Consider the following 22,068-nt stretch of genomic DNA (forward strand, 5'->3'; position numbering starts at 1 on the left):
ACGAGATGGTGAAAGGTCGTTGAGCAGCGAGAAGAACGGCGGGAGGCGTTTCGTCGCAGCAGAGGTGCAGCTCAATGAAAGAGGGCCGCTGGAGGCGGCCCGGGCGTCATTCAAGCTGGAGCCCCCGCTTGGCGGGGGGCGGGGGGTGCCCCATCCTGCACGCCGCGTGCGCGGCGGGAAGGTGCGTCAAGCACCTTCCCGTTGCGCACGCTTGCGCTCGTGCTCCTTCAGGAAGCGCTTGCGCAGCCGGATCGACTTCGGGGTGATCTCGACCAGCTCGTCGTCCTCGATGAACTCCACGCCGTACTCCAGCGTGCACTCGATCGGGGGCGTGATCTTGATGGCGTCTTCCTTGCCGCTGACACGGAAGTTGGTCAGCTGCTTGGTGCGCGTGGCGTTGACCACCAGGTCGTTGTCACGGTTGTGCACGCCGACGATCATGCCCTCGTACACCGGGTCGCCCGCCTTCACGAACATGCGGCCGCGGTCGTCGAGCTTGCCCAGCGCGTAGGTGAAGATCTCGCCGTCGTCCATGGAGATCAGCACGCCGTTCTTGCGGCCGCCCACGTCGCCCTTGAAGGGCTCGTAGCCGTCGAACAGGCTGCTGATCAGGCCCGAGCCGCGGGTGAGGTTCAGGAACTCGTTGGAGAAGCCGATCAGGCCACGCGCCGGGATGCGGTACTCCAGGCGCACGCGGCCGCGGCCGTCCGGCTCCATGTTGACCAGCTCGCCCTTGCGCTCACCCAGCGCCTGCATCACGCCGCCCTGGTGGCCTTCCTCGATGTCGGCCGTCACCAGCTCGATGGGCTCCATCTTGACGCCCTCGATCTCGCGGAACACCACGCGCGGCTTGGAGACGGCCAGCTCGTAGCCCTCGCGGCGCATGTTCTCCAGCAGGATGGTCAGGTGCAGCTCGCCGCGGCCCGCGACCTCGAAGATGCCGTCCTCGTCCGTTTCCTTGACGCGCAGCGCGACGTTGCTCTGCAGCTCCTTCTGCAGCCGATCCCAGATCTGGCGGCTGGTGACGAACTTGCCCTCGCGGCCGGCCAGCGGCGAGGTGTTGACGCAGAAGTTCATCGTCAGCGTCGGCTCGTCGATGCGCAGCATGGGCAGCGGCTGCGGGTTGGCCGGGTCGGTCACGGTCACGCCGATGCCCAGGTCCTCGATGCCGTTGATCAGCACGATGTCGCCGGGGCCGGCCTCGGTGACCTGGATGCGGTCCAGGCCCTGGAAGGTCAGCACCTGGTTGACGCGGCCCTTGAAGGACTTGCCGTCCGGACCTTCCATCACCAGCACGTCCATGGCCGGCTTGATCTTGCCGGCGTTGACGCGGCCCACGCCGATGCGGCCGACGAAGCTGTTGTAGTCCAGCGCCGAGATCTGCAGCTGCAGCGGGGCGTCGGGGTCACCCTCGTGCGCCGGCACGTGCTTGAGGACGGTGTTGAACAGGGCCGACATGTCGGGGCCCCACTGCTCGCCCGGGGCGCCCTCTTCCAGCGAGGACCAGCCGTTGATGCCCGAGGCGTAGACCACGGGGAAGTCCAGCTGCTCGTCGGTGGCGCCGAGCTTGTCGAAGAGGTCGAAGGCGGCGTTGATGACCTTGTCGCAGTTGGCGCCGGGCTTGTCGACCTTGTTGACCACCACGATGGGCTTGAGGCCCAGGGCCAGCGCCTTCTTGGTCACGAAGCGCGTCTGCGGCATCGGGCCTTCCTGGGCGTCGATGAGCAGGACCACGCCGTCCACCATGGACAACGCGCGCTCCACCTCGCCGCCGAAGTCGGCGTGGCCCGGGGTGTCCACGATGTTGATGTGCGTGCCTTCCCAGCTCACGGCGCAGTTCTTGGCCAGGATGGTGATGCCGCGCTCGCGCTCGATCGCGTTGCTGTCCATCACGGTGTCGACCACCTTCTCGTGCTCGGCAAAGGTGCCGGACTGGCGCAGGAGCTGGTCGACCATCGTGGTCTTGCCATGGTCGACGTGCGCGATGATGGCGATGTTGCGGATCTGCTTGCTCATAAAGAACGTCTTTCAGAAATTCAGGGCGGCCTCGTGGGCCTGCGGCGCCAGGGCGCCATGGGGAACTTGGAGCAGTGCCTGCACCTCGGGAGGGCTCAGCAGGCGTTGGGCAATCAGTTCGCCGGCGCGAACCTGGGCGGTGCCCAGGAAGGCGCGCGGCTCGGGGCCGTAGACACGAACGCCGGCGGCATCGGCATGGCTGACACGGCGGCGCAGCCCGGTGAGAAAACGCGCGGCCTCGTCGGCCGGCAGGCGGACGGCCGGCCAGTCGGCCACCAGCGCGTCGGGCGGCTGCAGCAGCGCCACGCGCGCGGCCTCGTCCAGGGCCTCCAGCGCCTCCAGGCTGATGGCGCGGCTCACCGTGAGCGCGCCGCTGCCGGTGCGCCGCAGCGCCGAGAGGTGCGCGCCGCAGCCCAGCAGCTCGCCCAGGTCTTGGGCCAGCGTGCGGACGTAAGTGCCCTTGCTGCAGCGCACATCCAACACCAGCGCGTCACCTTGCCACTTGAGGATGTCAAGCGCGTGAATCGTGACCTGGCGCGCGGCGCGCTCGACCTCGATGCCGGCGCGCGCGTACTCGTACAGCGCCTTGCCGTCTTTCTTGAGCGCGGAGTGCATCGGCGGCACCTGCTCGATGGCACCGGTCAGGCGCGCGCAGGCGGCTTCGATGGTGGCTTGGGTCACGGCCACCGGGCGCTCGCTAGTCACCTCGCCCTCGGCGTCGCCGGTGGTGGTGACCTGGCCGAGCTTCAGCGTGGCGGTGTAGCGCTTGTCGGCATCCAGGCTGACCTGGGAGAACTTGGTGGCCGCGCCGAAGCACAGCGGCAGCAGCCCGGTGGCCAGCGGGTCCAGCGTGCCGGTGTGGCCGGCCTTCTCGGCCCGCAGCAGCCACTTCACCTTCTGCAGCGCGTCGTTGCTGGACCAGCCCAGCGGCTTGTCCAGCAGCAGCACGCCATGCAGCGCACGGCGCGGGAGTCGGGTGCGCACGGCGCCGCTCATCGCGTCAGTCCTCCTTGGCGCGCGTGGCGTTGGCCTGCGCGATCAAGGCACCGAGCTCGGCCGCGCGCTCGGTGGTGCGGTCGAACTGGAAGTGCAGCGTCGGCACGGTGTGGATCTGCAGCCGCTTGAACAGGCTGTTGCGCAGGAAACCGGCGGCCTCGTTGAGGGCCAGCTGGGTTTCCTGCGGGTCGCCCACCAGCAGCGAGAAGAACACCTTGGCGTGCGCGTAGTCGGGCGTCACCTCGACGGCATTGATCGTGACCATGCCGACACGCGGGTCCTTGAGCTCGCGCACGAGCTCGGCCACGTCGCGCTGGATCTGGTCGGCGATGCGGAAGCTGCGGTTGGGGATGTTTCTCTTGTGTCGCATGCGGCGCTCCTGAAGTACAAAACCCCGCCCATCGGGGCGGGGCTTGGCAGGAAGGGACGGCAGGCTGGGTTACAGCGTGCGCGCCACTTCCTTGACCTCGAACACTTCGATCTGGTCGCCCTCGGCGATGTCGTTGTAGTTCTTGAGCTTGATGCCGCACTCGAAGCCTTCCTTGACCTCGCGCACGTCGTCCTTCAAGCGGCGCACCGACTCGATCTCGCCGGTGTAGATGACCACGTTGTCGCGCAGCAGGCGGAAGCGCGCGTTGCGGCGCACCAGGCCCGAGGTGACCATGCAGCCCGCCACGGTGCCGATCTTGGAGGCCACGAACACGGTGCGGATCTCCGCCGTGCCCAGCGCCTCTTCCCTCTGCTCCGGCGCCAGCATCCCCGACATCGCCGCGCGGATCTCGTCGACGGCGTCGTAGATGATGTTGTAGTAGCGCAGGTCCACGCCGTTGTTGTCGGCGAGCTTGCGCGCACCGGCGTCGGCACGGACGTTGAAGCCCACGATCACCGCCTTGGAGGCGATGGCCAGGTTGACGTCGCTCTCGCTAATGCCACCCACGGCCGCGTGCACGATCTGCACCTTGACCTCGTCGGTGGAGAGTTTCAGAAGCGAGGACGCCAGGGCCTCCTGCGAACCTTGGACGTCGGCCTTGATGATCAAGGGCAGCGTCTGCACGTCGCCGGCGCCCATCTGGTCGAACATGTTCTCCAGCTTGGCGGCCTGCTGCTTGGCCAGCTTGACGTCGCGGTACTTGCCCTGGCGGAAGGTGGCGATCTCGCGGGCGCGGCGCTCGTCGGCCAGCACCATGAACTCGTCACCAGCCTGCGGCACCTCGGTCAGGCCCTGGATCTCCACGGGGATGGACGGGCCCGCAGCCTCGGTGGCCTTGCCGTCCTCATCCAGCATGGCGCGCACGCGGCCATAGCTGGAGCCGGCCAGCACCACGTCGCCCTTCTTCAGGGTGCCGCTCTGCACCAGCACGGTTGCCACGGGGCCGCGGCCCTTGTCCAGGCGCGCTTCGATCACCAGGCCCTTGGCCAGGGTGTCCTCGGCCGCCTTGAGCTCCAGCACTTCGGCCTGCAGCAGCACTTGCTCCAGCAGGTCGTCGATGCCCTGGCCGGTACGGGCGGACACGGACACGAAGGGGGAATCGCCGCCGAACTCTTCCGGCACGACCTGCTCCGCGACCAGCTCGCTGCGCACGCGCTCCAGGTTGGAATCGGGCTTGTCGATCTTGTTGATCGCCACCACCAGCGGCACGCCGGCCGCCTTGGCGTGGTGGATGGCTTCCTTGGTCTGGGGCATCACGCCATCGTCAGCCGCCACCACCAGGATCACGATGTCCGTGGCCTTGGCGCCGCGGGCACGCATGGCCGTGAAGGCCTCGTGGCCCGGGGTGTCGAGGAAGGTGATGACGCCGCGGGGCGTTTCGACGTGGTAGGCGCCGATGTGCTGCGTGATACCGCCGGCCTCGCCAGCCGCCACGCGCGAGCGGCGGATGTAGTCCAGCAGCGAAGTCTTGCCGTGGTCGACGTGGCCCATCACCGTCACCACCGGGGCACGCGGCTTTTGCTCCGCGCTGCTGGCGGCGGCTTCCTCTTCCAGGAAGGCTTCCGGATCATCCAGCTTGGCCGCGAAGGCCTTGTGGCCCATCTCCTCGACCAGGATCATCGCGGTCTCCTGGTCCAGCTGCTGGTTGATGGTGACCATCTGGCCCAGCTTCATCAACTGCTTGATGACCTCGGAGGCCTTGACGCTCATCTTGTGCGCCAGATCCGCGACGCTGATGGTCTCCGGCACGTGCACTTCCTGCACCTGCGGCTCGTTCGGTGCCACGAAGTTGGAGCTGCTGCGCTCGTCACGGTCGCCACCACGGCGGCCGCCGCGCGGCGAACGCCAGCCCGCGCGCGCACCGCCACCGGCGTCGCTGCGGCCCTTGAGCGCGGCGCGCTTCTTGGCGGCGTCGTCGGCCCAGCTGGAAGACAGCTTCTCGGACTTGACGGACTTCTTGTCGCCGGGCTTAGCGCCGGCCGGAGCCGGTGCGGCGGCCGCAGCAGCGCCGGCGGCCGTCTTGGCCGCGGGCTTGTGGATCGTGCCCTTGATCGGGGCGGGCGCCGGCTTGGGCTCCTCCTTCTTGGCCACGAGCACCTTCTTGGGCGCGTTCATCATGGCGCGGATGGCGGCGGCCTCGGCCTCGGCGGCCTTACGGCGACGCTCCAGGTCAGCCAGGCGCTGCTTCTCGGCGTCGGCCACCTCGGCGGCCTTCACCACGCGCAGCACGGGCTTGGGCGGCTCGACGGCCGGGGCCGCGGGCGCCGGCGCGGCGACACCGCGCGCGGGCACGGGAGTCGGTACGGGGGCGGGCGCGGGTGCCGGAGCAGCAGCCGCAGGAGCGGGCGCCGGAGCAGCGGCCACCGGCGCGGGTGCCGGTGCTCCGCCACGGGCCGCGGGCTGCTGGCGCGGCGCATGGCGTACACCCTGGTGCTGGCGGCGCGAGGCGGCCTGCAGCGCCGCGGCCTCCGCTGCGGCACGGGCCGCAGCCTGCTCACGGGCGCTGCTCTTGGCAGCCTGCGCGGCTTGGGCAGCCTGCGCTTCTTGGGCTTCTTGGGCAGCAGCGGCTTCGCGCTCGCGCGCCGCAGCCTCCTCGGCCTCACGGGCACGGCGGGCGGCCTCGGCCTCCTCGCGCTGGCGCTTTTCCTCGGCTTCGCGCTGGCGCTGGCGCTCCGCCAGCTCCTCTTCCTGGCGGCGCAGGGCCTCGGCCTGGGCGCGCGCCTCTTCCTCGCGGCGGCGCAGTTCCTCGGGATCGACCTGCGGCGCCTCATCGGGGCGGCTGGCGACGCGCTCGAAGACGCGCTTCTTGCGCACTTCGACCTGGATGGTGCGGGCCTTGCCGGAGGCGTCGGCTTGCTTGATCTCGCTGGTGCTCTTGCGCGTCAGCGTGATCTTCTTGCGATCGCCCGCCGCAGTGCCATGGCTGCTGCGCAGGTAGTCCAGCAGTCGCTCCTTGTCGGCATCGGTGAGCGCGTCGTCGGTGGAGCGCTTGCTGACGCCGGCGGACTGCAGTTGCTCGAGCAGTGCGGACGCCGGGCGATTGAGCTCGGCGGCGAACTGGGCGACGGTGGTCACGGCCATTATGGGAATCCTTGCTTACTGGGCGGTGCGGTCTTACGGGCGTGGTCAGGATGATGCTCAGGCGTTGAACCAGTGTTCACGCGCCTTCATGATCAGAGCCTTGGCCGCCACGTCGTCCAGGCCAGTCATTTCGGTCAGTTCATCGACGGCCAGGTCGGCCAGGTCGTCACGGGTGTGGACGCCGCCGTCGGCCAGTTTGGCGATCACCTCGGGCGTGAGGCCGTCGAGGTCGCGCAGGTCCTGCGACACCTCCTCCACGGCCTCCTCGCGGGCAATCTCCATGGTCAGCAGCGCATCCTTGGCGCGCTTGCGCAGCTCACCGACGGTGTCCTCGTCGAAGGCTTCGATCTCCAGCATTTCATGCATGGGGACGTAGGCCACTTCTTCAAGGCTGGTGAAGCCTTCGCCGATGAGGATGTCGGCGACCTCCTCGTCCACGTCAAGCTTCTCCACGAACAGACGGCGCAGCTTCTCGGTCTCGGTGGCCTGCTTGGCCTGCGATTCCTCGGCCGTCATGATGTTGATGCGCCAGCCGGTGAGATCGGAAGCCAGGCGCACGTTCTGGCCGCCGCGGCCGATGGCGATGGCGAGGTTTTCCTCGTCCACCACCACGTCCATGGCGTGGCGCTCCTCGTCCACCACGATGGACTGGACGTTCGCCGGCGCCAGGGCACCAATCACAAATTGGGCCGGGTCCTCGGACCACAAGACGATGTCCACGCGCTCGCCGGCCAGCTCATTGGTCACGGCGTTCACGCGCGAACCGCGCACGCCGACGCAGGTGCCGATCGGGTCCACGCGCTTGTCATGCGAGAGCACGGCGATCTTGGCGCGCGAGCCGGGATCGCGGGCGCAGCTCTTGATCTCCAGCAGCCCTTGCTCGATCTCGGGCACCTCCTGGGCGAACAGCTCGATCATGAAACCCGGCGCAGCGCGCGAGAGCATGATCTGCGGCCCGCGCACGGTCGGGTCGATGCCGGCGATGAAGGCCCGCACGCGGTCGCCCGTGCGCAGGTTCTCCTTGGGGATCATCTCGCTGCGCTTGAGCCGGCCTTCAACACGGCCGCTCTCGACGATGATGTCGCCCTTGTCCAGGCGCTTGACGGTACCGACCATGATCTTCTCGCCGCGGGCAAGGAAGTCATTGAGCAGCTGCTCGCGCTCGGCGTCGCGGATCTTCTGCAGGATCACCTGCTTGGCGGCCTGCGCGCCGATGCGCCCGATGGTGACGGACTCGATGGGCTCCTCGATGTAGTCGCCCTCCTCGATGTCGGCAATCCGGTCGCGCGCATCCGACAGCAGCTCTTCGGCATCGGGGTTTTGCAGCCCGGCGCTGTCAGGCACCACCAGCCAGCGCCGGAAAGTCTCGTACTCGCCGGTGTCGCGATCGATGGCCACGCGGATGTCCACCTCGCCACCGTGCAGCTTCTTGGTGGCCGAGGCCAGGGCCGCTTCCACGGCACCGAACACGACGTCGCGCTCGACGCTCTTCTCGCGCGAGATGGCGTCCACCAGCATCAACATTTCGCGGTTCATTCTGTGCGTCCTCCGTCCTGCTGCGGCTCCTGCGGCTGCGCAGCCTGGGCCCGCCGGCCCTTGAAATCCACCACCGGCACCAACCGGGCCTCACGCACTTCATCGAAGGCGAAGTCCAGCACCTGCACCGGCGCCTCCTCGTCACTGGCCTTGGCACGCGCTTTGGCGTTGGAGCGTGCGGCCTTGTTGCCGCCGCCCTTGCGCGCCGTCGCCGCCTCGTCCTGCAGCACCAGCCGCCAGCCACCAGCCGCCTGAGGCACGGCATCGGCAGCCTTGCCTTCCACCAGCGACTGCGGCACCTCAGCCGGACGCGGCTGCAATACACCGCGGTACTTGCGCCGCCCCTGGAACGGCAACTTCAAAGTGATTTCGACCAGTTCGCCGGCGAAGCGCGCATAGTCGGCCTCGCGCTTGAGCGGGCGATCCAACCCCGGCGATGAGACTTCCAGTCGCGCATAGTCGGCGCCCTCAACCTCCAGCACGTACTGCAACTGCCGCGTCACGGCCTCGCAGTCGTCCACCGTCACCGACTCCGACGCGGCCCCGGGGTAGCTGTGCCCAGGCACCCGGTCGATAGTCACCCGCAGCAGGCCGCGCGCCGCGCGCTCCACCTCCACGAGTTCGTAACCCAAACCCGTGACGGTACGCTCAATGGCTGCCTGCCAGTTCATGCCTTCCCGCGCGCGGCCGTGGCCGTCTGCGGTCTCCTGTGGTTGCAACGGTGAGGGAAGCGAGATTCGATCAAGCAAAAAAAAAGGGCTGGAAGATCCGCCCATTCAGGTATTCAGCGAGAAGCGGATTGTACCCTGCAAGAGCTGTACCGGCAAGTGATCGGCTTCTCCGACCGGTGTAGAGCAAGCCGCGTGCGAGAATCCCGGCCAATTTTTTGACCTCTCGGAGCCACTATGGGATTTCTCGCCGGCAAGCGACTGTTGATCACGGGATTGCTGTCCAACCGCTCGATTGCCTACGGCATCGCCCGCGCCTGCCGGCGCGAAGGCGCGGAACTCGCTTTCAGCTATGTCGGCGAGCGCTTCAAGGACCGGATTACCGAGTTCGCGCAAGAGTTCGACTCCGACTTGGTCTTCGACTGCGACGTGGCTGACGACGCGCAGATCGCCAAGCTCTTTGCGGATCTTTCCGAGCACTGGCCGCAGTTCGACGGCTTCGTGCACTCCATCGGCTTTGCCCCGCGCGAAGCCATCGCAGGTGACTTCCTCGACGGCTTCTCGCGTGAGGCCTTCCGCATCGCGCACGACATCTCCTCCTACAGCTTCCCCGCCATGGCCAAGGCCGCCGCACCGATGCTGCGTCCCAACAGCGCACTGCTGACCCTGAGCTACTTGGGCGCGGTGCGCTACGTGCCTTCGTACAACACCATGGGCCTGGCCAAGGCTTCCCTGGAAGCCAGCGTGCGCTACCTGGCCGCCAGCCTGGGCCCCCGTGGCGTGCGCGTCAACGGCATCTCCGCCGGTCCGATCAAGACGCTCGCAGCCTCGGGCATCAAGGGTTTCGGCAAGATTTTGGACATCGTTGAAACCAACGCGCCGTTGCGCCGCAACATCACCATCGACGACGTGGGCAATGCCGCAGCCTTCCTGCTGTCGGACCTGGCCTCGGGCATCAGCGCCGAAATCACGTATGTCGACGGCGGCTTCAGCCAAGTGATGGGCGGCGAGCGCTCGCCCCAGTAAGCCTCTTTCCATGGAGCGCACCGCCCGGATGTGGCCGGTGCAGACGACAAAGAAACGGCGCCCTCGGGCGCCGTTCTTCATGGGTCAATTGGTGGGCCCGGGCGCGTCAGGCACGCACACAGTCCACGTAGTAGCGCCGCTGGCCGTCGACTTCCTCTTCCACCAAGCCGTGCACGTCGGTGGCAAAGCCCGGGAATTTCTCGTTGAAGGCACGCACGAAGCGCAGGTAATCCACGATCTTGCGGTTGAAGCGCTCGCCCGGGATCAGCAGCGGAATACCCGGCGGGTACGGCGTCACCAGCGAGGTAGTGATGCGTCCTTCCAGCGCGTCCACCTCGACCCGCTCGGTGTCGCGATGCGCGATGCGCGCATAGGCATCGGCGGGTTTCATCGCCGGCTGCAGGTCCGACAGGTACATCTCCGTGGTCAGCCGCGCGACGTCGTGCTGGCGGTACTCCTTGTGGATGGCCTGGCACAGGTCGCGCAGCCCCATGCGCTCGTAGCGCGGATGCGCCGCACAGAACTCGGGCAGGATGCGCCAGAGTGGCTGGTTGCGGTCGTAATCGTCCTTGAACTGCTGCAGCGCCGTCAGCAGTGTGTTCCAGCGGCCCTTGGTGATGCCGATGGTGAACATGATGAAGAACGAGTACAGGCCCGTCTTTTCCACCACCACGCCATGCTCGGCCAGGAACTTGGTCACGATTGAGGCCGGGATGCCGGTGGTGTCGAACTCGCCGCTGACATCCAGCCCCGGCGTGATGACCGTGCTCTTGATCGGGTCGAGCATGTTGAAGCCCGGCGCCAGGTTGCCAAAGCCATGCCAGTCCTCGTTGGCGTGGAGCATCCAGTCCGCACTCTGGCCGATGCCGTCGGCGGCCAGCTCGAGCTCCGGCCCCCAGACCTTGAACCACCAGTCGTGGCCAAAGTCCTTGTCCACCTTGCGCATGGCACGGCGGAAGTCCAGCGCCTCGCGCAGGCTCTCCTCCACCAGCGCCGTGCCTCCCGGCGGCTCCATCATGGCGGCCGCCACGTCGCACGACGCGATGATCGCGTACTGCGGCGAGGTCGAGGTATGCATCAGGTAAGCCTCGTTGAAGAGGTGGCGGTCGAGCTTCTGGGTCTGCGAGTCCTGCACCAGCACCTGCGAGGCTTGCGACAAGCCGGCCAACAGCTTGTGCGTGCTCTGGGTGGCGTAAACCATCGAGCTCTTCGGGCGCCCGCGCTTCTTGCCCATGGCGTGGTAGGAGCCGTAGAAGCCATGGAAGGCCGCGTGCGGCAGCCAAGCCTCGTCGAAGTGGATGGTGTCGATCCAGCCGTCGAGCATCCCCTTGATGGTTTCGGTGTTGTAGAGGACGCCGTCGTAGGTGCTCTGCGTCAGCGTGAGGATGCGCGGGCGCACGCTCGCAGGGTCGATGCCCTCGAGCAGCGGGTTGGCGGCAATCTTTTTCTGGATCGACTCGCGGCTGAACTCGCTTTGCGGGATCGGACCGATGATCCCGTAATGGTTGCGCGTGGGCGTCAGGAACACCGGCACCGCGCCCGTCATGATGATCGAGTGCAGGATGCTCTTGTGGCAGTTGCGGTCCACAACGACCACGTCGCCCGGCGCCACCGTGTGGTGCCACACCATCTTGTTGGAGGTGCTGGTGCCGTTGGTGACGAAGAAGCAGTGGTCGGCGTTGAAGATGCGCGCCGCATTGCGCTCGCTGGCCGCCACGGGGCCGGTGTGGTCCAGCAGCTGGCCCAGCTCATCCACGGCGTTGCACACATCCGCGCGCAGCATGTTCTCGCCAAAGAACTGGTGGAACATCTGCCCCACCGGGCTCTTGAGGAACGCCACGCCGCCCGAGTGACCCGGACAGTGCCAGGAGTAGGAGCCATCCTGGGCGTAATCCACCAGCGCGCGGAAGAACGGCGGCGCCAGCGAGTCGAGATAGCTCTTGGCCTCGCGGATGATGTGGCGGGCCACGAACTCCGGCGTGTCCTCGAACATGTGGATGAAGCCGTGGAGCTCGCGCAGGATGTCGTTGGGAATGTGCTGCGAGGTGCGCGTCTCGCCGTACAGGTAGATCGGGATGTCGGTGTTGCGGAAGCGGATCTCGGCGATGAACTTGCGCAGGTTTTGCACCGCCGCGTCTTCCTCGTCCTCGGCGGCGGTGAATTCCTCATCGTCGATGGACAGGATGAAGGCGCTGGCGCGGCTTTGCTGCTGCGCGAACTGGCTCAGGTCACCATAGCTGGTGACGCCCAGCACTTCGAAGCCTTCCTTCTCGATCGCCTGCGCCAGCGCCCGGATGCCCAGGCCGGACGTGTTCTCCGAGCGGAAGTCCTCGTCGATGATGAAAATGGGGAAACGGTAACGCAGCATGCGGGCAGCCCTCCCGGGCGTTGGTCCTTCAAGAAAACCGCGAAGTGTAGGCGCTGGTGACGACAGTGCCGTCCATGCGATATCCCCACTGACATCGGAGCAAGGCATGGACCTGCGCGACGCGGTCCCGTGGTGATTGGCTGCCAGCGCGCTGGTGCTGTCCGAGCTGGCCAGGAGGCCCTGGACGCCATGGCTGGCGCATGGGCCGCGCATGCTGAGCCCGAAGTCCGTGCCCCAACTGATGGCCACCGCGCTGGTGGGCGCTGCCACGGTGAGCTGTGGCACTTGCTCCGGACAGGCGGTGGCTCCCAACAAAATCAGTTCGCACTGTTCAAAGTGGCAAATTTGTGAGTTAGAATAAGCGGCTTCGGTGCTCACAACCGAAACCATCCGCGGAGGGATGGATGAGTGGTTTAAGTCGCACGCCTGGAAAGCGTGTGTGGGTTAATAGCCCACCGCGGGTTCGAATCCCGCTCCCTCCGCCACCTTGGGCTCCCGAGGTGTTTCACGGCCTCCTGCAAGTCCCTGTCCCGCAGGAAAAAGGTCGAAGTCCCCACCCACGACGTGCCACCACGGCGCACCCAATCGCTCCAGATTTGATGGGTAGCATGACGGGTCGCAAGACCGTCAGGCATCCGGAGGTTCGGCATGGGTCGGGTCGCAGTCGAACTCAGCGCGCTCGCGGTTTCCCGCCTCGTCGAGCCGGGCTCCACTTCGTCGGCGGCGTGGCCGGCCTGGCCTTGCAGGTCAAGCCCACGGGCGCGCGGCCGTGGACCCCATCGAGGAGAGCCTCGCTGCCCGATCGCGGCTGCAGGCCGAGCGTGCCACGGCCCTGACCTTCCGGGACTGCGCGGCCCGGTTCATCAGGTCGCATGCCCCGGGCTGGCGCAACGCCAAGCACGCCCAGCAATGGGCGAACTCCCTGGAGACCTAGGCGCATCCGGTCATGGGCACGCTGCTGGTGCGCGACGTGCAGCTGCAGCATGTCCTGGCCGTGCTGGAGCCGATCTGGCAGGCCAAGACCGAGACGGCGAGCCGGGTGCGCGGCCACATCGAGCAGGTGCTGGACTGGGCCGCGGCGCACGGCTTCCGCTCCACCTTCCGCGACTGGGCTGCCGAGCGCACGCAGTTCCCGCGCGAGGTGGCCGAGATGGCGCTGGCGCATGCCATCGGCGACAAGGTGGAGGCGGCCTACCGGCGCGGCGACCTGTTCGAGAAGCGGCGCCGGCTCATGGACGACTGGGCCGCCTTCCTGGACCGGCCGGCCGCAGCCGGCAACCTGTCCGCCACCTGAGCCGCCGGCCACCCGGGGCGGATCCGTTGCCTGCCCTCTCGGCAGCCCCACACCCTCACTCCTGCAGCGGTGGGCTGTCCTTGGCGATGACGCGCAGGATGTCGCTCACGCCGCGCGACACCGAGTCGCTGGTCTTGAGCACGAGCCGCATGCCCCGCGCCACGAGCCAGTCGAAGATGCGGGCGCCGGGGTCGATGATCAGGCTCTGCTCGTGCGCGATCGTGCCCATGCGGCCGTGCGTGGCCGCGTAGTACAGCAGCGCGCCCTGCGGGCCACGGCGAGGCCCGCGGCGGGAGCCCTTATCGACCGGCGCGGAACCAGAGGCCGCCGGCCGGGTCGTCAACCCGAGGGAAAAACCGCCTCGAACGGTCCTTGTGCGAATAAACGCGCAGCGCTGGCCGGCCTCGAATCGCCCCCGCAAGGCTCCCCTAGGCGCCAGGGTCGTCTCTTTCCGCCGTGAAAGCCCCAGCCGGCGCTGTCCGGAACATCCCTTGCCGACACGCATGGTGCCGGGCATGGGGCTCGGCCAAGGAACCCACCATGATCACGCTCCATGGCTTCGCTCACCGCCTGCCCGAGCTGGCAATGGGCCACACCCGCGATCTGCGCGTGCAGTGGGCGCTGGAGGAAGTTGATTTGCCCTACCGGGTGCGCGGCTTGGACCTGCTCGCGGGCGAACTCAAGCGCGAAGAATTCGGCCGCCTCAGCCCGTTCCAGCAAGTGCCGGTGATCGAGGATGACGATGTGGTGCTGAGCGCGGGTGCTGAGCTGTCGGCGCCGACGGGTTCCGCGCCGGGATTCAGTGAGTTGCCGCGGATTGGTCCAGGACCTCGTTGAGATCCCATGCGGTCACTGCGTCCGCCGGTGGCGTATCGGTCACCGCGACGCCGATCCTGGCGACCCTGGTCATCAGCTTGAGCTCGCCGATGCCCAGGCCCAGCACCAGCTGCGAGGCCAGCGACCCCGGAATGCCGTGATAAGCGCGAGCCGTCCTTGCGGATGAGCTGCTTCTCGTGGGGCACCGTCCCGCCGCGCTGCGCCAGCTCCGAGGCCGCCTGGGCCGTCACGTCCCAGAACTCCGGCGGGGTCAGGGCGTTCCAGTGCGAGCCGCTCCTGAGCTCCCTCACGGCATAGCCGGTCATGCGTTCGGATGCGGCGTTGGCGTCGTGGACGCGGCCGTCGAGCCCGAAGAAAAGCACGCCCACGGTCTGGATCGAAAGCACCCGGTGCAAGGTGCCGGCGTTTCGCTGTGCAAGCTGCAAAGCATCCAGCGGGGAACAGCGCTTGCCATGCCAACGCCCCGGTCTGCACTGAAGGAGCGCGTCAGAACACAGGCTTTCCAGGCCATGACCCGGGGTGTGCGCACCGCCTTGCCCAGCGACACGCTCACGAAGGCGGCCCGGCTCATGGAAACCTGGCGTACTACCGTCGTTGTTCCAACCTGCGTGCCGAGCCGCCAGCGCATGAGAGTCTGGCCGGGGCGGTTACCCCCCGCCACGGCGTGCAGCGGTAGCGCTGCCGACGCCGCGAGGGACCCCGAGGACGCCCGGTAGGCCCTGGGTTTGCCGGCGCCGTGCAAAGGGGTCCAGCGGTGGAACAAACAATCTCGTACCAGATCTGGCTCGCGGGCTTTGAGACCGGGCAGCGGATGCTGAACTGCCGGTGCCCGTTCGTTCATCACTCGCCTCAGGCAGACGCTTGGGAGGACGGCTGGACGCAGGGCATGCTCAAGCGTGAAGGCTTGCCCCACCGGGATCACCCGCTGTCACAGGACGCCAAGGTACGGGATCGAGCGGTTGCCAAGCTGCGCCAGTGGCGCGTTTGGAAGCTGAAATGAAGCAACCCGCCAGCGGTAGTGGCCGCATGACGGGCTGCCAGTCACCCTCAAGGTTGAGGCGGGAGCGGTACTTGGCTGGCCTTTGGGCGTCCCGTTCGGGCTCGGCGCCGCTTCTCGGATGACGTTTTCAATCTACGCCTGTGCCAGCAAGCTGCAAGAGCACTTGTGAAGGCGACGGGGATTTGATCGGACTGGTGCTCGACGCGGTGATTCACCCAGCGATCGCTGGTGATGTAGTGGTTGACGCCGATGACGTCGGGCAGGCAGGCCTGGTGCTGGAACCAGCTCAGGTCCTGGGGCTGTGCGCCGTTGTCCAGCAGGTAGCTCCACAGCGGGTGCGAGCGGTCCACCATGCCGCACAGCAAGGTCCCAGCCCAGCCAGCGGCGATGGTTGTAGAACTCCACCAGTTCCTGCACCGGCGGCGTGCCGCGCGCAATGCCCAGGTCGTCGGTCTGCATCAGGCGCGCTGCCGGGTTGACGCTGCGCAGCGGGCCCAGCGAGAAGGTGAAGTACGCCGTCTCCCGGGCACCACCGCGCTGGCGAGGGCTTCGGGCATGGGTTGTTCCTTCATGCCCAAACTCCCGTCGAACAGGCGAAGGACGGGGCTCGCATGGTACGGGAGGGGTCCTCCGGAACACCGGTACCAGAAGCAGGCACCTTGCCCTGCAGGACGCCATGCCGCCCGCGAGGTGCCTGGGCCGCAACTGGTGGCGTTGCTGTAAGGCTACGCAGTGACGGCTGTGCGCAGCAGGCGCTGTAATTCGTCGATGCTGACCGGCTTGGTCAGATGCGCCTGGAAACCCGCCTGCGCGGTGCGCCGCCGGTCCGCCTCCTGGCCGTAGCCCGTCATCGCTGCCACGAACACCGTCCCGTGCCCGGTCTCACGCAGCCGCTGCAGCACCGAGAAGCCGTCGCCGTCGGGCATGTTGAGGTCCAGCAGCACCACTTGAGGCTGGAAGCGCCGGGCGGCACCTGTTGCGTCCCGCGCCCCGTACACGGCGTGCGCCTCGTGGCCCAGCAGCTGCAGCAGCGACACCATGGTGTCGGCCGAGTCGCGGTTGTCGTCCACCACCAGCACGCGGCAGCTCGCGGTCGGGCTGGCGCCTTCAGGCCGCTGGCGGGGCGGTGGCTGGAGCGCGTCGCGCGGCTCCAGCGGCAACAGCATGGTGAAAATGCTGCCCTGCCCAGGCCCCTGGCTGGACGCGTACAGCGTTCCGCCATGCAGCTCCACGAGCTTGCGCGCCAGGGACAGTCCGATGCCCAGCCCGCCTTCGGCGTGCTGCTGCGGCGTGTCTGCCTGCTCGAAGAGCCCGAAGATGCGCTCCAGCGCCTCGGGCGCGATGCCGCACCCGGTGTCCGTGACCGTGGTCAGGCACGCCAAGCCCTCTACGCGCACGGCCACCCGGATCTCGCCGCCTTCGGGCGTGTAGCGCGAGGCGTTGCCCAGCAGGTTCTGCAGCGATTGCGCGATGCGGGTGGCATCGGCCCTCATCGTGAGCGCCGCGGCCGGCAGGTCCACTTCCAGCCGCTGGCTGCGTGAGGCCACCACCGGGCGGACGGCATCGGCGCTGGCACCGACGACGTCGCGGTAGTCGAGCAGCTCGGGCCTGAGCACGATCTTGCCGTTGACGATGCGCGCCACGTCCAGCAGGTCGTCGATCAGCCGCGTGAGGTGGCGCAGCTGGCGGTCGATGATCTGGCGCACGCGCACCAGCGGCGCGGGCAGCTCGGGCATGCGCTGCATGATCTCGCTGGCGTTGCGGATGGGCGCGAGCGGGTTGCGCAGCTCGTGCGCGAGCATGGCCAGGAACTCGTGCATGCGCCGGCTCGAGTGCTCCAGCTCCTGCATGCGGCGCTGCTCGGTGAGGTCGCGCGTGACCTTGGCGAAGCCGTGCAGCACGCCCGCATCGTCATGCACCGGCGTGATCACGACGTTGGCCCAGAACAGCGTGCCGTCCTTGCGCACGCGCCAGCCCTCAGCCTCCGCATGGCCGCTGCGCAGTGCGCTCTCCAGCTCGCGCCGGGGCACGTCCGCCTCGATGTCCTGGACGGTGAAGAACATCGAGCAGTGCCGCCCGATCACTTCGTCGGCCGCATAGCCCTTGATGGCCCGCGCGCCCGCGTTCCAGGTCAGCACCCTGCCCTCGGGGTCCAGCATGAAGATGGCGTAGTCCTTGACCGACTGCATCAACAGCCGGAACTGCTCCTCGCTGCGGCGCAGCGTCTCTTCCTGGCGCTTGCGCTCGGTGAGGTCGCGCGTGACCTTGCCAAAGCCCGTGAGCCGTCCCTGCTCGTCGCGCAGCGCGGTGATGACGACGCTGGCCCAGAAGGTGCTGCCGTCCTTGCGCACGCGCCAGCCCTCGTCCTCGAAGCGGCCCAGTGCCGCGGCGCGCTCCAGCTCTTCCCGGGGCCAGCCGCGTTCGACGACCTCGCGCGGATAGAAGACCTCGAAGGAGCGGCCGATGATCTCCGCAGCCTCATAGCCCTTGAGGCGCTGCGCGCCGAGGTTCCAGCTCTGCACGCGTCCGCTCGTGTCGAGCATGAAGATCGCGTAGTCCTGCACGCTCTCGACGAGCAGCCGGAAGCGGTCGTCCGGCGGGGTGGTAGGGGGAAGAGTCACGGGGCAAAGAGGTGGGGTACCGGTGGGCTGGCATGTGGAGCACCGCACATGGCGTGCGTACGTCAGCCATGTTCGCCGCCCCAGGTTGTGGGCAGCAGCGCGGCGCTGGATGAAGCCGCCAGGGCACCCCGGATGGTCGTCGATTGCCACCGGCGCTGCTTCCTGGACTTTCTGCGAGTCTGCGTTGGTCTGCCAGGCCGCCCCTGACCCCAAGGTGCTTCGAATTCCGACCGGCAGCAATTGGCAGCCCCAGGACCGGCACAGCCGGACCGGGAAGATCACGGGCCGCCCCAGGAGTTGCCTGGCCGGCACTGGGCAGCCAGGTGCGGCTGGGCTCCCGCGCGTCATGTCGTTCGATCCGGACCGAGGCGATGTCGATGTGACGGCAATCGCAAGCTGAACTCGCATCCCTTGCCAGGCCCGTCGCTGCGCACCTCCACCGCACCCCCGTGCAGTTCAGCGATCTGCTTCACCAGGGCCAGGCCGATGCCCATGCCGCTCGGGGCCAGGCTTTCGGCGGACGGCGCCCGCGTGAACAGCTCGAAGATGTGGGGCAGCGTCTCAGGCGCCAGGCCGATTCCCGTGTCCGAAACCCGGATCACGGCATGGTCGACCTCGACCGTGCCCTTGAGCCAGACCTGCCCGCCTGCGGGCGTGTAGCGCAGTGCGTTGCTCAGCAGGTTCATCACCGCCTGCTGGAGCCGCCCGCGGTCCAACTCCAGCAGGATGGGTGTGGGTGGCAGGAGAACGGTCAACGTCAACTGGCGGCCCTGGAACTCTGAGCTCATGCCGCTGGCCAGTTCGCGCAGCAGGGCAGCGAGGTCAGTCTGCTCCCGGTGCAGGCTCATCTTGTGGCTGGAAACCCTGCCCGCATCACTGAGGTCGTCCACCAGGCGCCGCAGTGCATCGAGCTGCCGCTCGATGATGCCCAGCGGCAGCTCGATGTTCTGGGCGCCGGGAGTCAGCCGGATCAGTTGCACGGCGTTGGACAGCGGCGCCAGCGGGTTGCGCAACTCGTGCGCCAGCGTCGTGACCGCGACTTCCTTGTAGGCCTTGGTGTTGGCCTGCTCGCGAAGGCGGTTCTCCAGCGCTTCGAGGTAGCTGCGCTTGTCGGTGCGATCCAGCAGCATCTTCACGAAACCCATGGGCTGCCCGTGCTCGTCGCGCACCGCAACGGCAGAGCCGATCACATAGACCCGCGAGCCGTCCCGGCGCACATGCCAGCGGTCGTCCTCCGAGCGCGGACTGTGCAGGGCCTCCTGCAGTTCCAGCTCGGGCAAGCCACGCTGGCGATCCTCTTCCGTGAAGAGAACGGCGCCAGGCTGGCCAACCGCCTGTGCAGCGCTGTAGCCGAAGAGGCGCTCGCAGGCTCCCAGCCATTGCTGGATCCGGCCGTCGAGCCCGATGACGATGACGGCGTGGTCGGCGTTCTGGTGGAGCCACCGGTCGAGCACTCGCGCGTTTTCAGTGGGGGCCATTGCTTGTCGCTCCTTGGCTGTGGAGAGGGCAAGCCACATGCGAAGAAGCGGCAAGCCGCCTGCAGTCCTGCGCGGCGTCCTCGGTGAGCCGTTCGGCCCGGCAGCAGCCTGTCTGGATCAGCGACCTGTACAGCACTGCCCCTATCCGAGCCTGGGCGCTCACCTTGCGGCAAACTGCTGCCTTTCGAAGGGTTGCCGTGAGTGATCAACTCTCCATTGCCGGAACGGCATTGGAATACTTCCATGTCTGCGCGTTCTTCAACAGCCGCGACGAGGAGTACGACGTGCTCGCGCCCTTCTTTGCAGAAGGGGTGCAGCAGGGCGAGAAGAACGTCCACATCGTCGACCCCTGCCTGATGGACGAACACCGTGCGCGGCTGTCGGCTGCTGGAATCGATACCTCCCAGTGCGAGGCCTGCGGGCTGCTTGAAATCCTGCCCTGGCGCAAGGCCTACCTGGACGAGCAGGGCGTCTTCGACAAGGACCGCATGCTGGCCACGCTGGATGCGATGACCACTTCGGTTCCCGACGGGACTTTCAAGCGGTTGCGGATCATGGGCAACATGGCCTGGGCGCTTCACGGCGCCGCCGCCTCGCCCGAGAAGCTCATCGAGTACGAAGCCGAGGTCAATGACGTGCTGTCGCGCAACCGTCAGCCGGCCGTGTGTGTGTACGACGTGGCCAAGCTCAGCGGCGCGATGATGATGGACCTGCTTCGCACCCATCCGTTGACGATCATCGGCGGCGTCGTGCAGGAGAACCCGTTCTACACCCCTCCCGCCCAGATGCTGCGGGAACTGCGCGCCCGTGAGCAATCCGCCCCATCCGCTGCCGCCTGAAGGCGGGCGGCAGCACGGCCGGTCGGACGTTCCTGAGCATCGTGGCGGACCTGCACCGTCCCAGGAGGTGCTGCGCGACCTGATGGGCCTGCTGGCCCTGCCGGCGCTGTGGGCGGGCAGGGACGGCGAAACGATCCTGGAGCTCATGACCCAGGCGGTCGAGCGCATCGTGCCGCTGACGGTGTCCTGCGTGCAGGTTCCCATCCTGCCGTCGCAGCTGCCCACGAGAGTGCTGCGGGTCAACGGGCGCACCCTGGACGATGCACAGACCCTCGCGTGGGAGCCTTTCGTGCAGGCCTGCAACGGCATGGCGCACCACACGGACAAGTCGATGCTGCAGGACACCCCGCTGGGTCCGCTGCGCGTGATCCGGTTGTACCTGGGCTCGGGGTCGCGCGGCGGCAGCATCTGGTTCGCCTCGCGTGACGAGGGTTTCCCGTCGCTGGCCCACGGTGCCGTCCTGCGCGCCGCGGTGTCGCTGGCCACGACCGGGTTGCACACCGCGCGGCTGAACCACGAGCGCGAGCAGGCCAGCCGCGCCAAGGACGAGTTCCTGGCCATGCTCGGACACGAGCTTAGGAACCCGCTGGCGCCCATCGTCACGGCCTTGCAGCTGATGCGGCGGCGCAGCGATCAGCCGCCCTCGCGGGAACAGGAAATCATCGAGCGCCAGGTCAGCCACCTGACGCGCCTGGTTGACGATCTCATGGACGTCACCCGCATCACGCGTGGGCGGGTGGAATTGCAGCCGCAAGCGGTGGAGATGCAAGCCGTCCTGGCCGAGGCCTTCGAGAGCGTGAGCCCGTTGATAGAACAGCGCCGGCACCAGCTGGCACTGGAAGCCCCGCAGACGCCGGCCAGGGTCATGGGCGACCCTGCGCGGTTGCGGCAGGTGTTCGTCAACCTCCTCACCAACGCCGCCAAGTACACCGATGCCGGCGGCCAGATCGGGGTTCGGCTGACCTGCAGCTCGCACGCCGTGGAGGTCGCCATCCAGGACAACGGCATCGGGATCGAGCCGAAGCTGCTGCCGCTCGTGTTCAACCTGTTCGAGCAGGGCACCACCACCATCGAGCGTTCGCGCGGTGGTCTGGGGATCGGGCTGGCCATCGTCAGGAATCTCGTGGACCTGCACCATGGCTCGGTGACGGTTCGCAGCGATGGAACCGGTTGCGGATCGACCTTCACCGTGAGACTGCCGCTGCACGAGGACGTCGCGCCGCCGCTGCCGGCAGACAGCCCGGTCATAGAGGCAGCGCGAAGCGGTCGCAGGCTGCGCCTGATGCTTGTCGATGACAACGCCGATGCCGTGCAGCTGATGCACGATGCACTGGTCGCGCACGGCTTCGAAGTGGTCACCGCACCGGACCCGGTTGAGGCATTGAAGTTGTCTGCCGGCTTCGACCCCGACGTGGCCATACTCGACATCGGCTTGCCGGTGATGGACGGCTACGAGCTCGCGCACAAGCTGCGTCAAGTCAGCGGGGTCAGCGACAAGCCCAGGCTCATTGCCCTGACGGGATACGGTCAGCCCAAGGATCGTGCGCGGGCAACTGCTGCCGGGTTCCAAACCCACTTCGTGAAACCTGTCCATACGGCCGCGTTGGTTGCCGCCATCGAGGCGCTGTGTCCTCCCAGGCAGCCTCCAGCCCCCACGGGCGCCCGCCGACGCGAGCTGCCGTGATCGACCCTGGCGGGTGTTGCCGACCGCTGCGCGCAGCCTCGAGACCGCCAGCAATCAAAGAGGGCCCGACCTTGCTTGCCTGCAATCGTTGGTACTGTGTCCCAATATTGGTAGCGCACCGAACGGCCAGAAAAGGCCCGCAGGCACCGGGCCAAACGCACCGGACCCGAAGGTGGTATATTGATTCATTGGCG

Annotated in this window: 15 protein-coding genes, 1 tRNA gene and 1 pseudogene; 6 read left to right on the forward strand and 11 right to left on the reverse strand. The window is 67.6% G+C overall.

Annotation, left to right across the window (positions count from 1 at the left end):
• Positions 1 to 186 precede the first annotated feature (186 nt).
• From typA to rimP, 6 genes are all read right to left on the reverse strand, one after another.
• Entirely contained in the window at positions 187 to 2,016 is a 1,830-nt protein-coding gene (gene typA, locus HHL10_RS20875; protein WP_169162331.1) for a translational GTPase TypA, read from the reverse strand.
• Between the two features lie 12 nt (positions 2,017 to 2,028).
• A complete protein-coding gene (gene truB / locus HHL10_RS20880) occupies positions 2,029 to 3,012 on the reverse strand; it encodes a tRNA pseudouridine(55) synthase TruB (protein WP_169162332.1) in 984 nt (327 codons plus the stop codon).
• Between the two features lie 4 nt (positions 3,013 to 3,016).
• Positions 3,017 to 3,382: a 30S ribosome-binding factor RbfA gene (gene rbfA, locus HHL10_RS20885; RefSeq protein ID WP_169162333.1), complete on the reverse strand. Its 366-nt coding sequence runs from the start codon at positions 3,380 to 3,382 to the stop codon at positions 3,017 to 3,019.
• Positions 3,383 to 3,451: 69 nt separating this feature from the next.
• On the reverse strand, positions 3,452 to 6,523 hold the full coding sequence (gene infB, locus HHL10_RS20890) for a translation initiation factor IF-2 (RefSeq protein ID WP_169162334.1): 3,072 nt from the start codon (positions 6,521 to 6,523) through the stop codon (positions 3,452 to 3,454).
• Between the two features lie 57 nt (positions 6,524 to 6,580).
• Positions 6,581 to 8,059 carry a transcription termination factor NusA gene (gene nusA, locus HHL10_RS20895; RefSeq protein WP_169162335.1) on the reverse strand — a complete coding sequence of 493 codons (1,479 nt, stop codon included), beginning with the start codon at positions 8,057 to 8,059 and terminating at the stop codon, positions 6,581 to 6,583.
• Entirely contained in the window at positions 8,056 to 8,730 is a 675-nt protein-coding gene (gene rimP / locus HHL10_RS20900; RefSeq protein ID WP_169162388.1) for a ribosome maturation factor RimP, read from the reverse strand. The genes nusA and rimP overlap by 4 nt, the downstream gene beginning before the upstream one ends.
• 234 nt (positions 8,731 to 8,964) lie before the next feature.
• On the opposite strand from rimP, the gene fabI reads away from it, so the two are divergent.
• The gene (fabI, locus tag HHL10_RS20905; protein WP_169162336.1) at positions 8,965 to 9,753 is read left to right on the forward strand and encodes an enoyl-ACP reductase FabI; all 789 of its coding nucleotides are present in this window, start codon (positions 8,965 to 8,967) and stop codon (positions 9,751 to 9,753) included.
• Positions 9,754 to 9,859: 106 nt separating this feature from the next.
• On the opposite strand, the gene HHL10_RS20910 is transcribed toward fabI, so the two are convergent.
• A complete protein-coding gene (locus HHL10_RS20910) occupies positions 9,860 to 12,121 on the reverse strand; it encodes an arginine/lysine/ornithine decarboxylase (protein WP_169162337.1) in 2,262 nt (753 codons plus the stop codon).
• Between the two features lie 394 nt (positions 12,122 to 12,515).
• Here HHL10_RS20910 and HHL10_RS20915 point away from each other — a divergent pair.
• Both HHL10_RS20915 and HHL10_RS31240 read left to right on the forward strand, forming a co-directional pair.
• Positions 12,516 to 12,606, forward strand: a tRNA-Ser gene (locus HHL10_RS20915).
• A 461-nt stretch (positions 12,607 to 13,067) separates the two neighbouring features.
• On the forward strand, positions 13,068 to 13,415 hold the full coding sequence (locus HHL10_RS31240; protein ID WP_310734642.1) for a phage integrase central domain-containing protein: 348 nt from the start codon (positions 13,068 to 13,070) through the stop codon (positions 13,413 to 13,415).
• Positions 13,416 to 13,470: 55 nt separating this feature from the next.
• Here the strand turns inward: HHL10_RS31240 and HHL10_RS20925 are convergent, their stop codons facing one another.
• Positions 13,471 to 13,644: a hypothetical protein gene (locus tag HHL10_RS20925; protein ID WP_169162338.1), complete on the reverse strand. Its 174-nt coding sequence runs from the start codon at positions 13,642 to 13,644 to the stop codon at positions 13,471 to 13,473.
• Positions 13,645 to 13,955: 311 nt separating this feature from the next.
• Between HHL10_RS20925 and HHL10_RS30665 the strand changes: the two genes are divergently transcribed.
• The gene (locus HHL10_RS30665; protein ID WP_235971686.1) at positions 13,956 to 14,252 is read left to right on the forward strand and encodes a glutathione S-transferase N-terminal domain-containing protein; all 297 of its coding nucleotides are present in this window, start codon (positions 13,956 to 13,958) and stop codon (positions 14,250 to 14,252) included.
• Between the two features lie 155 nt (positions 14,253 to 14,407).
• On the opposite strand, the pseudogene HHL10_RS31405 reads toward HHL10_RS30665, so the two are convergent.
• From HHL10_RS31405 to HHL10_RS20940, 3 genes and pseudogenes are all read right to left on the reverse strand, one after another.
• A pseudogene (locus tag HHL10_RS31405) lies at positions 14,408 to 14,638 on the reverse strand (PAS domain S-box protein); the annotation flags it as partial.
• A 1,339-nt stretch (positions 14,639 to 15,977) separates the two neighbouring features.
• Positions 15,978 to 17,873, reverse strand: a complete 1,896-nt coding sequence (locus tag HHL10_RS20935; RefSeq protein ID WP_310734643.1) for a PAS domain-containing hybrid sensor histidine kinase/response regulator — start codon at positions 17,871 to 17,873, stop codon at positions 15,978 to 15,980.
• Positions 17,874 to 18,217: 344 nt separating this feature from the next.
• Positions 18,218 to 19,351: a PAS domain-containing sensor histidine kinase gene (locus HHL10_RS20940; RefSeq protein ID WP_169162341.1), complete on the reverse strand. Its 1,134-nt coding sequence runs from the start codon at positions 19,349 to 19,351 to the stop codon at positions 18,218 to 18,220.
• Between the two features lie 197 nt (positions 19,352 to 19,548).
• Between HHL10_RS20940 and HHL10_RS20945 the strand changes: the two genes are divergently transcribed.
• Both HHL10_RS20945 and HHL10_RS20950 read left to right on the forward strand, forming a co-directional pair.
• Positions 19,549 to 20,190 carry an MEDS domain-containing protein gene (locus HHL10_RS20945; RefSeq protein ID WP_169162342.1) on the forward strand — a complete coding sequence of 214 codons (642 nt, stop codon included), beginning with the start codon at positions 19,549 to 19,551 and terminating at the stop codon, positions 20,188 to 20,190.
• Positions 20,159 to 21,874 carry a hybrid sensor histidine kinase/response regulator gene (locus tag HHL10_RS20950; protein WP_169162343.1) on the forward strand — a complete coding sequence of 572 codons (1,716 nt, stop codon included), beginning with the start codon at positions 20,159 to 20,161 and terminating at the stop codon, positions 21,872 to 21,874. Before HHL10_RS20945 ends, HHL10_RS20950 begins: the two co-directional genes overlap by 32 nt.
• Positions 21,875 to 22,068 lie beyond the last annotated feature (194 nt).

Source organism: Azohydromonas caseinilytica (assembly GCF_012927045.1).
Classification (GTDB): domain Bacteria; phylum Pseudomonadota; class Gammaproteobacteria; order Burkholderiales; family Burkholderiaceae_C; genus Azohydromonas; species Azohydromonas caseinilytica.

Excerpts from the sequence above, each read along its gene's own strand:
- HHL10_RS20925 (WP_169162338.1), bottom strand. The coding sequence starts at position 13,644 with ATGGGCACGATCGCGCACGAGCAGAGCCTGATCATCGACCCCGGCGCC.
- typA (WP_169162331.1), bottom strand. The coding sequence starts at position 2,016 with ATGAGCAAGCAGATCCGCAACATCGCCATCATCGCGCACGTCGACCAT.
- HHL10_RS30665 (WP_235971686.1), top strand. The coding sequence starts at position 13,956 with ATGATCACGCTCCATGGCTTCGCTCACCGCCTGCCCGAGCTGGCAATG.
- fabI (WP_169162336.1), top strand. The coding sequence starts at position 8,965 with ATGGGATTTCTCGCCGGCAAGCGACTGTTGATCACGGGATTGCTGTCC.
- rimP (WP_169162388.1), bottom strand. The coding sequence starts at position 8,730 with ATGAACTGGCAGGCAGCCATTGAGCGTACCGTCACGGGTTTGGGTTAC.
- truB (WP_169162332.1), bottom strand. The coding sequence starts at position 3,012 with ATGAGCGGCGCCGTGCGCACCCGACTCCCGCGCCGTGCGCTGCATGGC.
- HHL10_RS20940 (WP_169162341.1), bottom strand. The coding sequence starts at position 19,351 with ATGGCCCCCACTGAAAACGCGCGAGTGCTCGACCGGTGGCTCCACCAG.
- HHL10_RS20910 (WP_169162337.1), bottom strand. The coding sequence starts at position 12,121 with ATGCTGCGTTACCGTTTCCCCATTTTCATCATCGACGAGGACTTCCGC.
- infB (WP_169162334.1), bottom strand. The coding sequence starts at position 6,523 with ATGGCCGTGACCACCGTCGCCCAGTTCGCCGCCGAGCTCAATCGCCCG.
- rbfA (WP_169162333.1), bottom strand. The coding sequence starts at position 3,382 with ATGCGACACAAGAGAAACATCCCCAACCGCAGCTTCCGCATCGCCGAC.
- HHL10_RS31240 (WP_310734642.1), top strand. The coding sequence starts at position 13,068 with ATGGGCACGCTGCTGGTGCGCGACGTGCAGCTGCAGCATGTCCTGGCC.
- nusA (WP_169162335.1), bottom strand. The coding sequence starts at position 8,059 with ATGAACCGCGAAATGTTGATGCTGGTGGACGCCATCTCGCGCGAGAAG.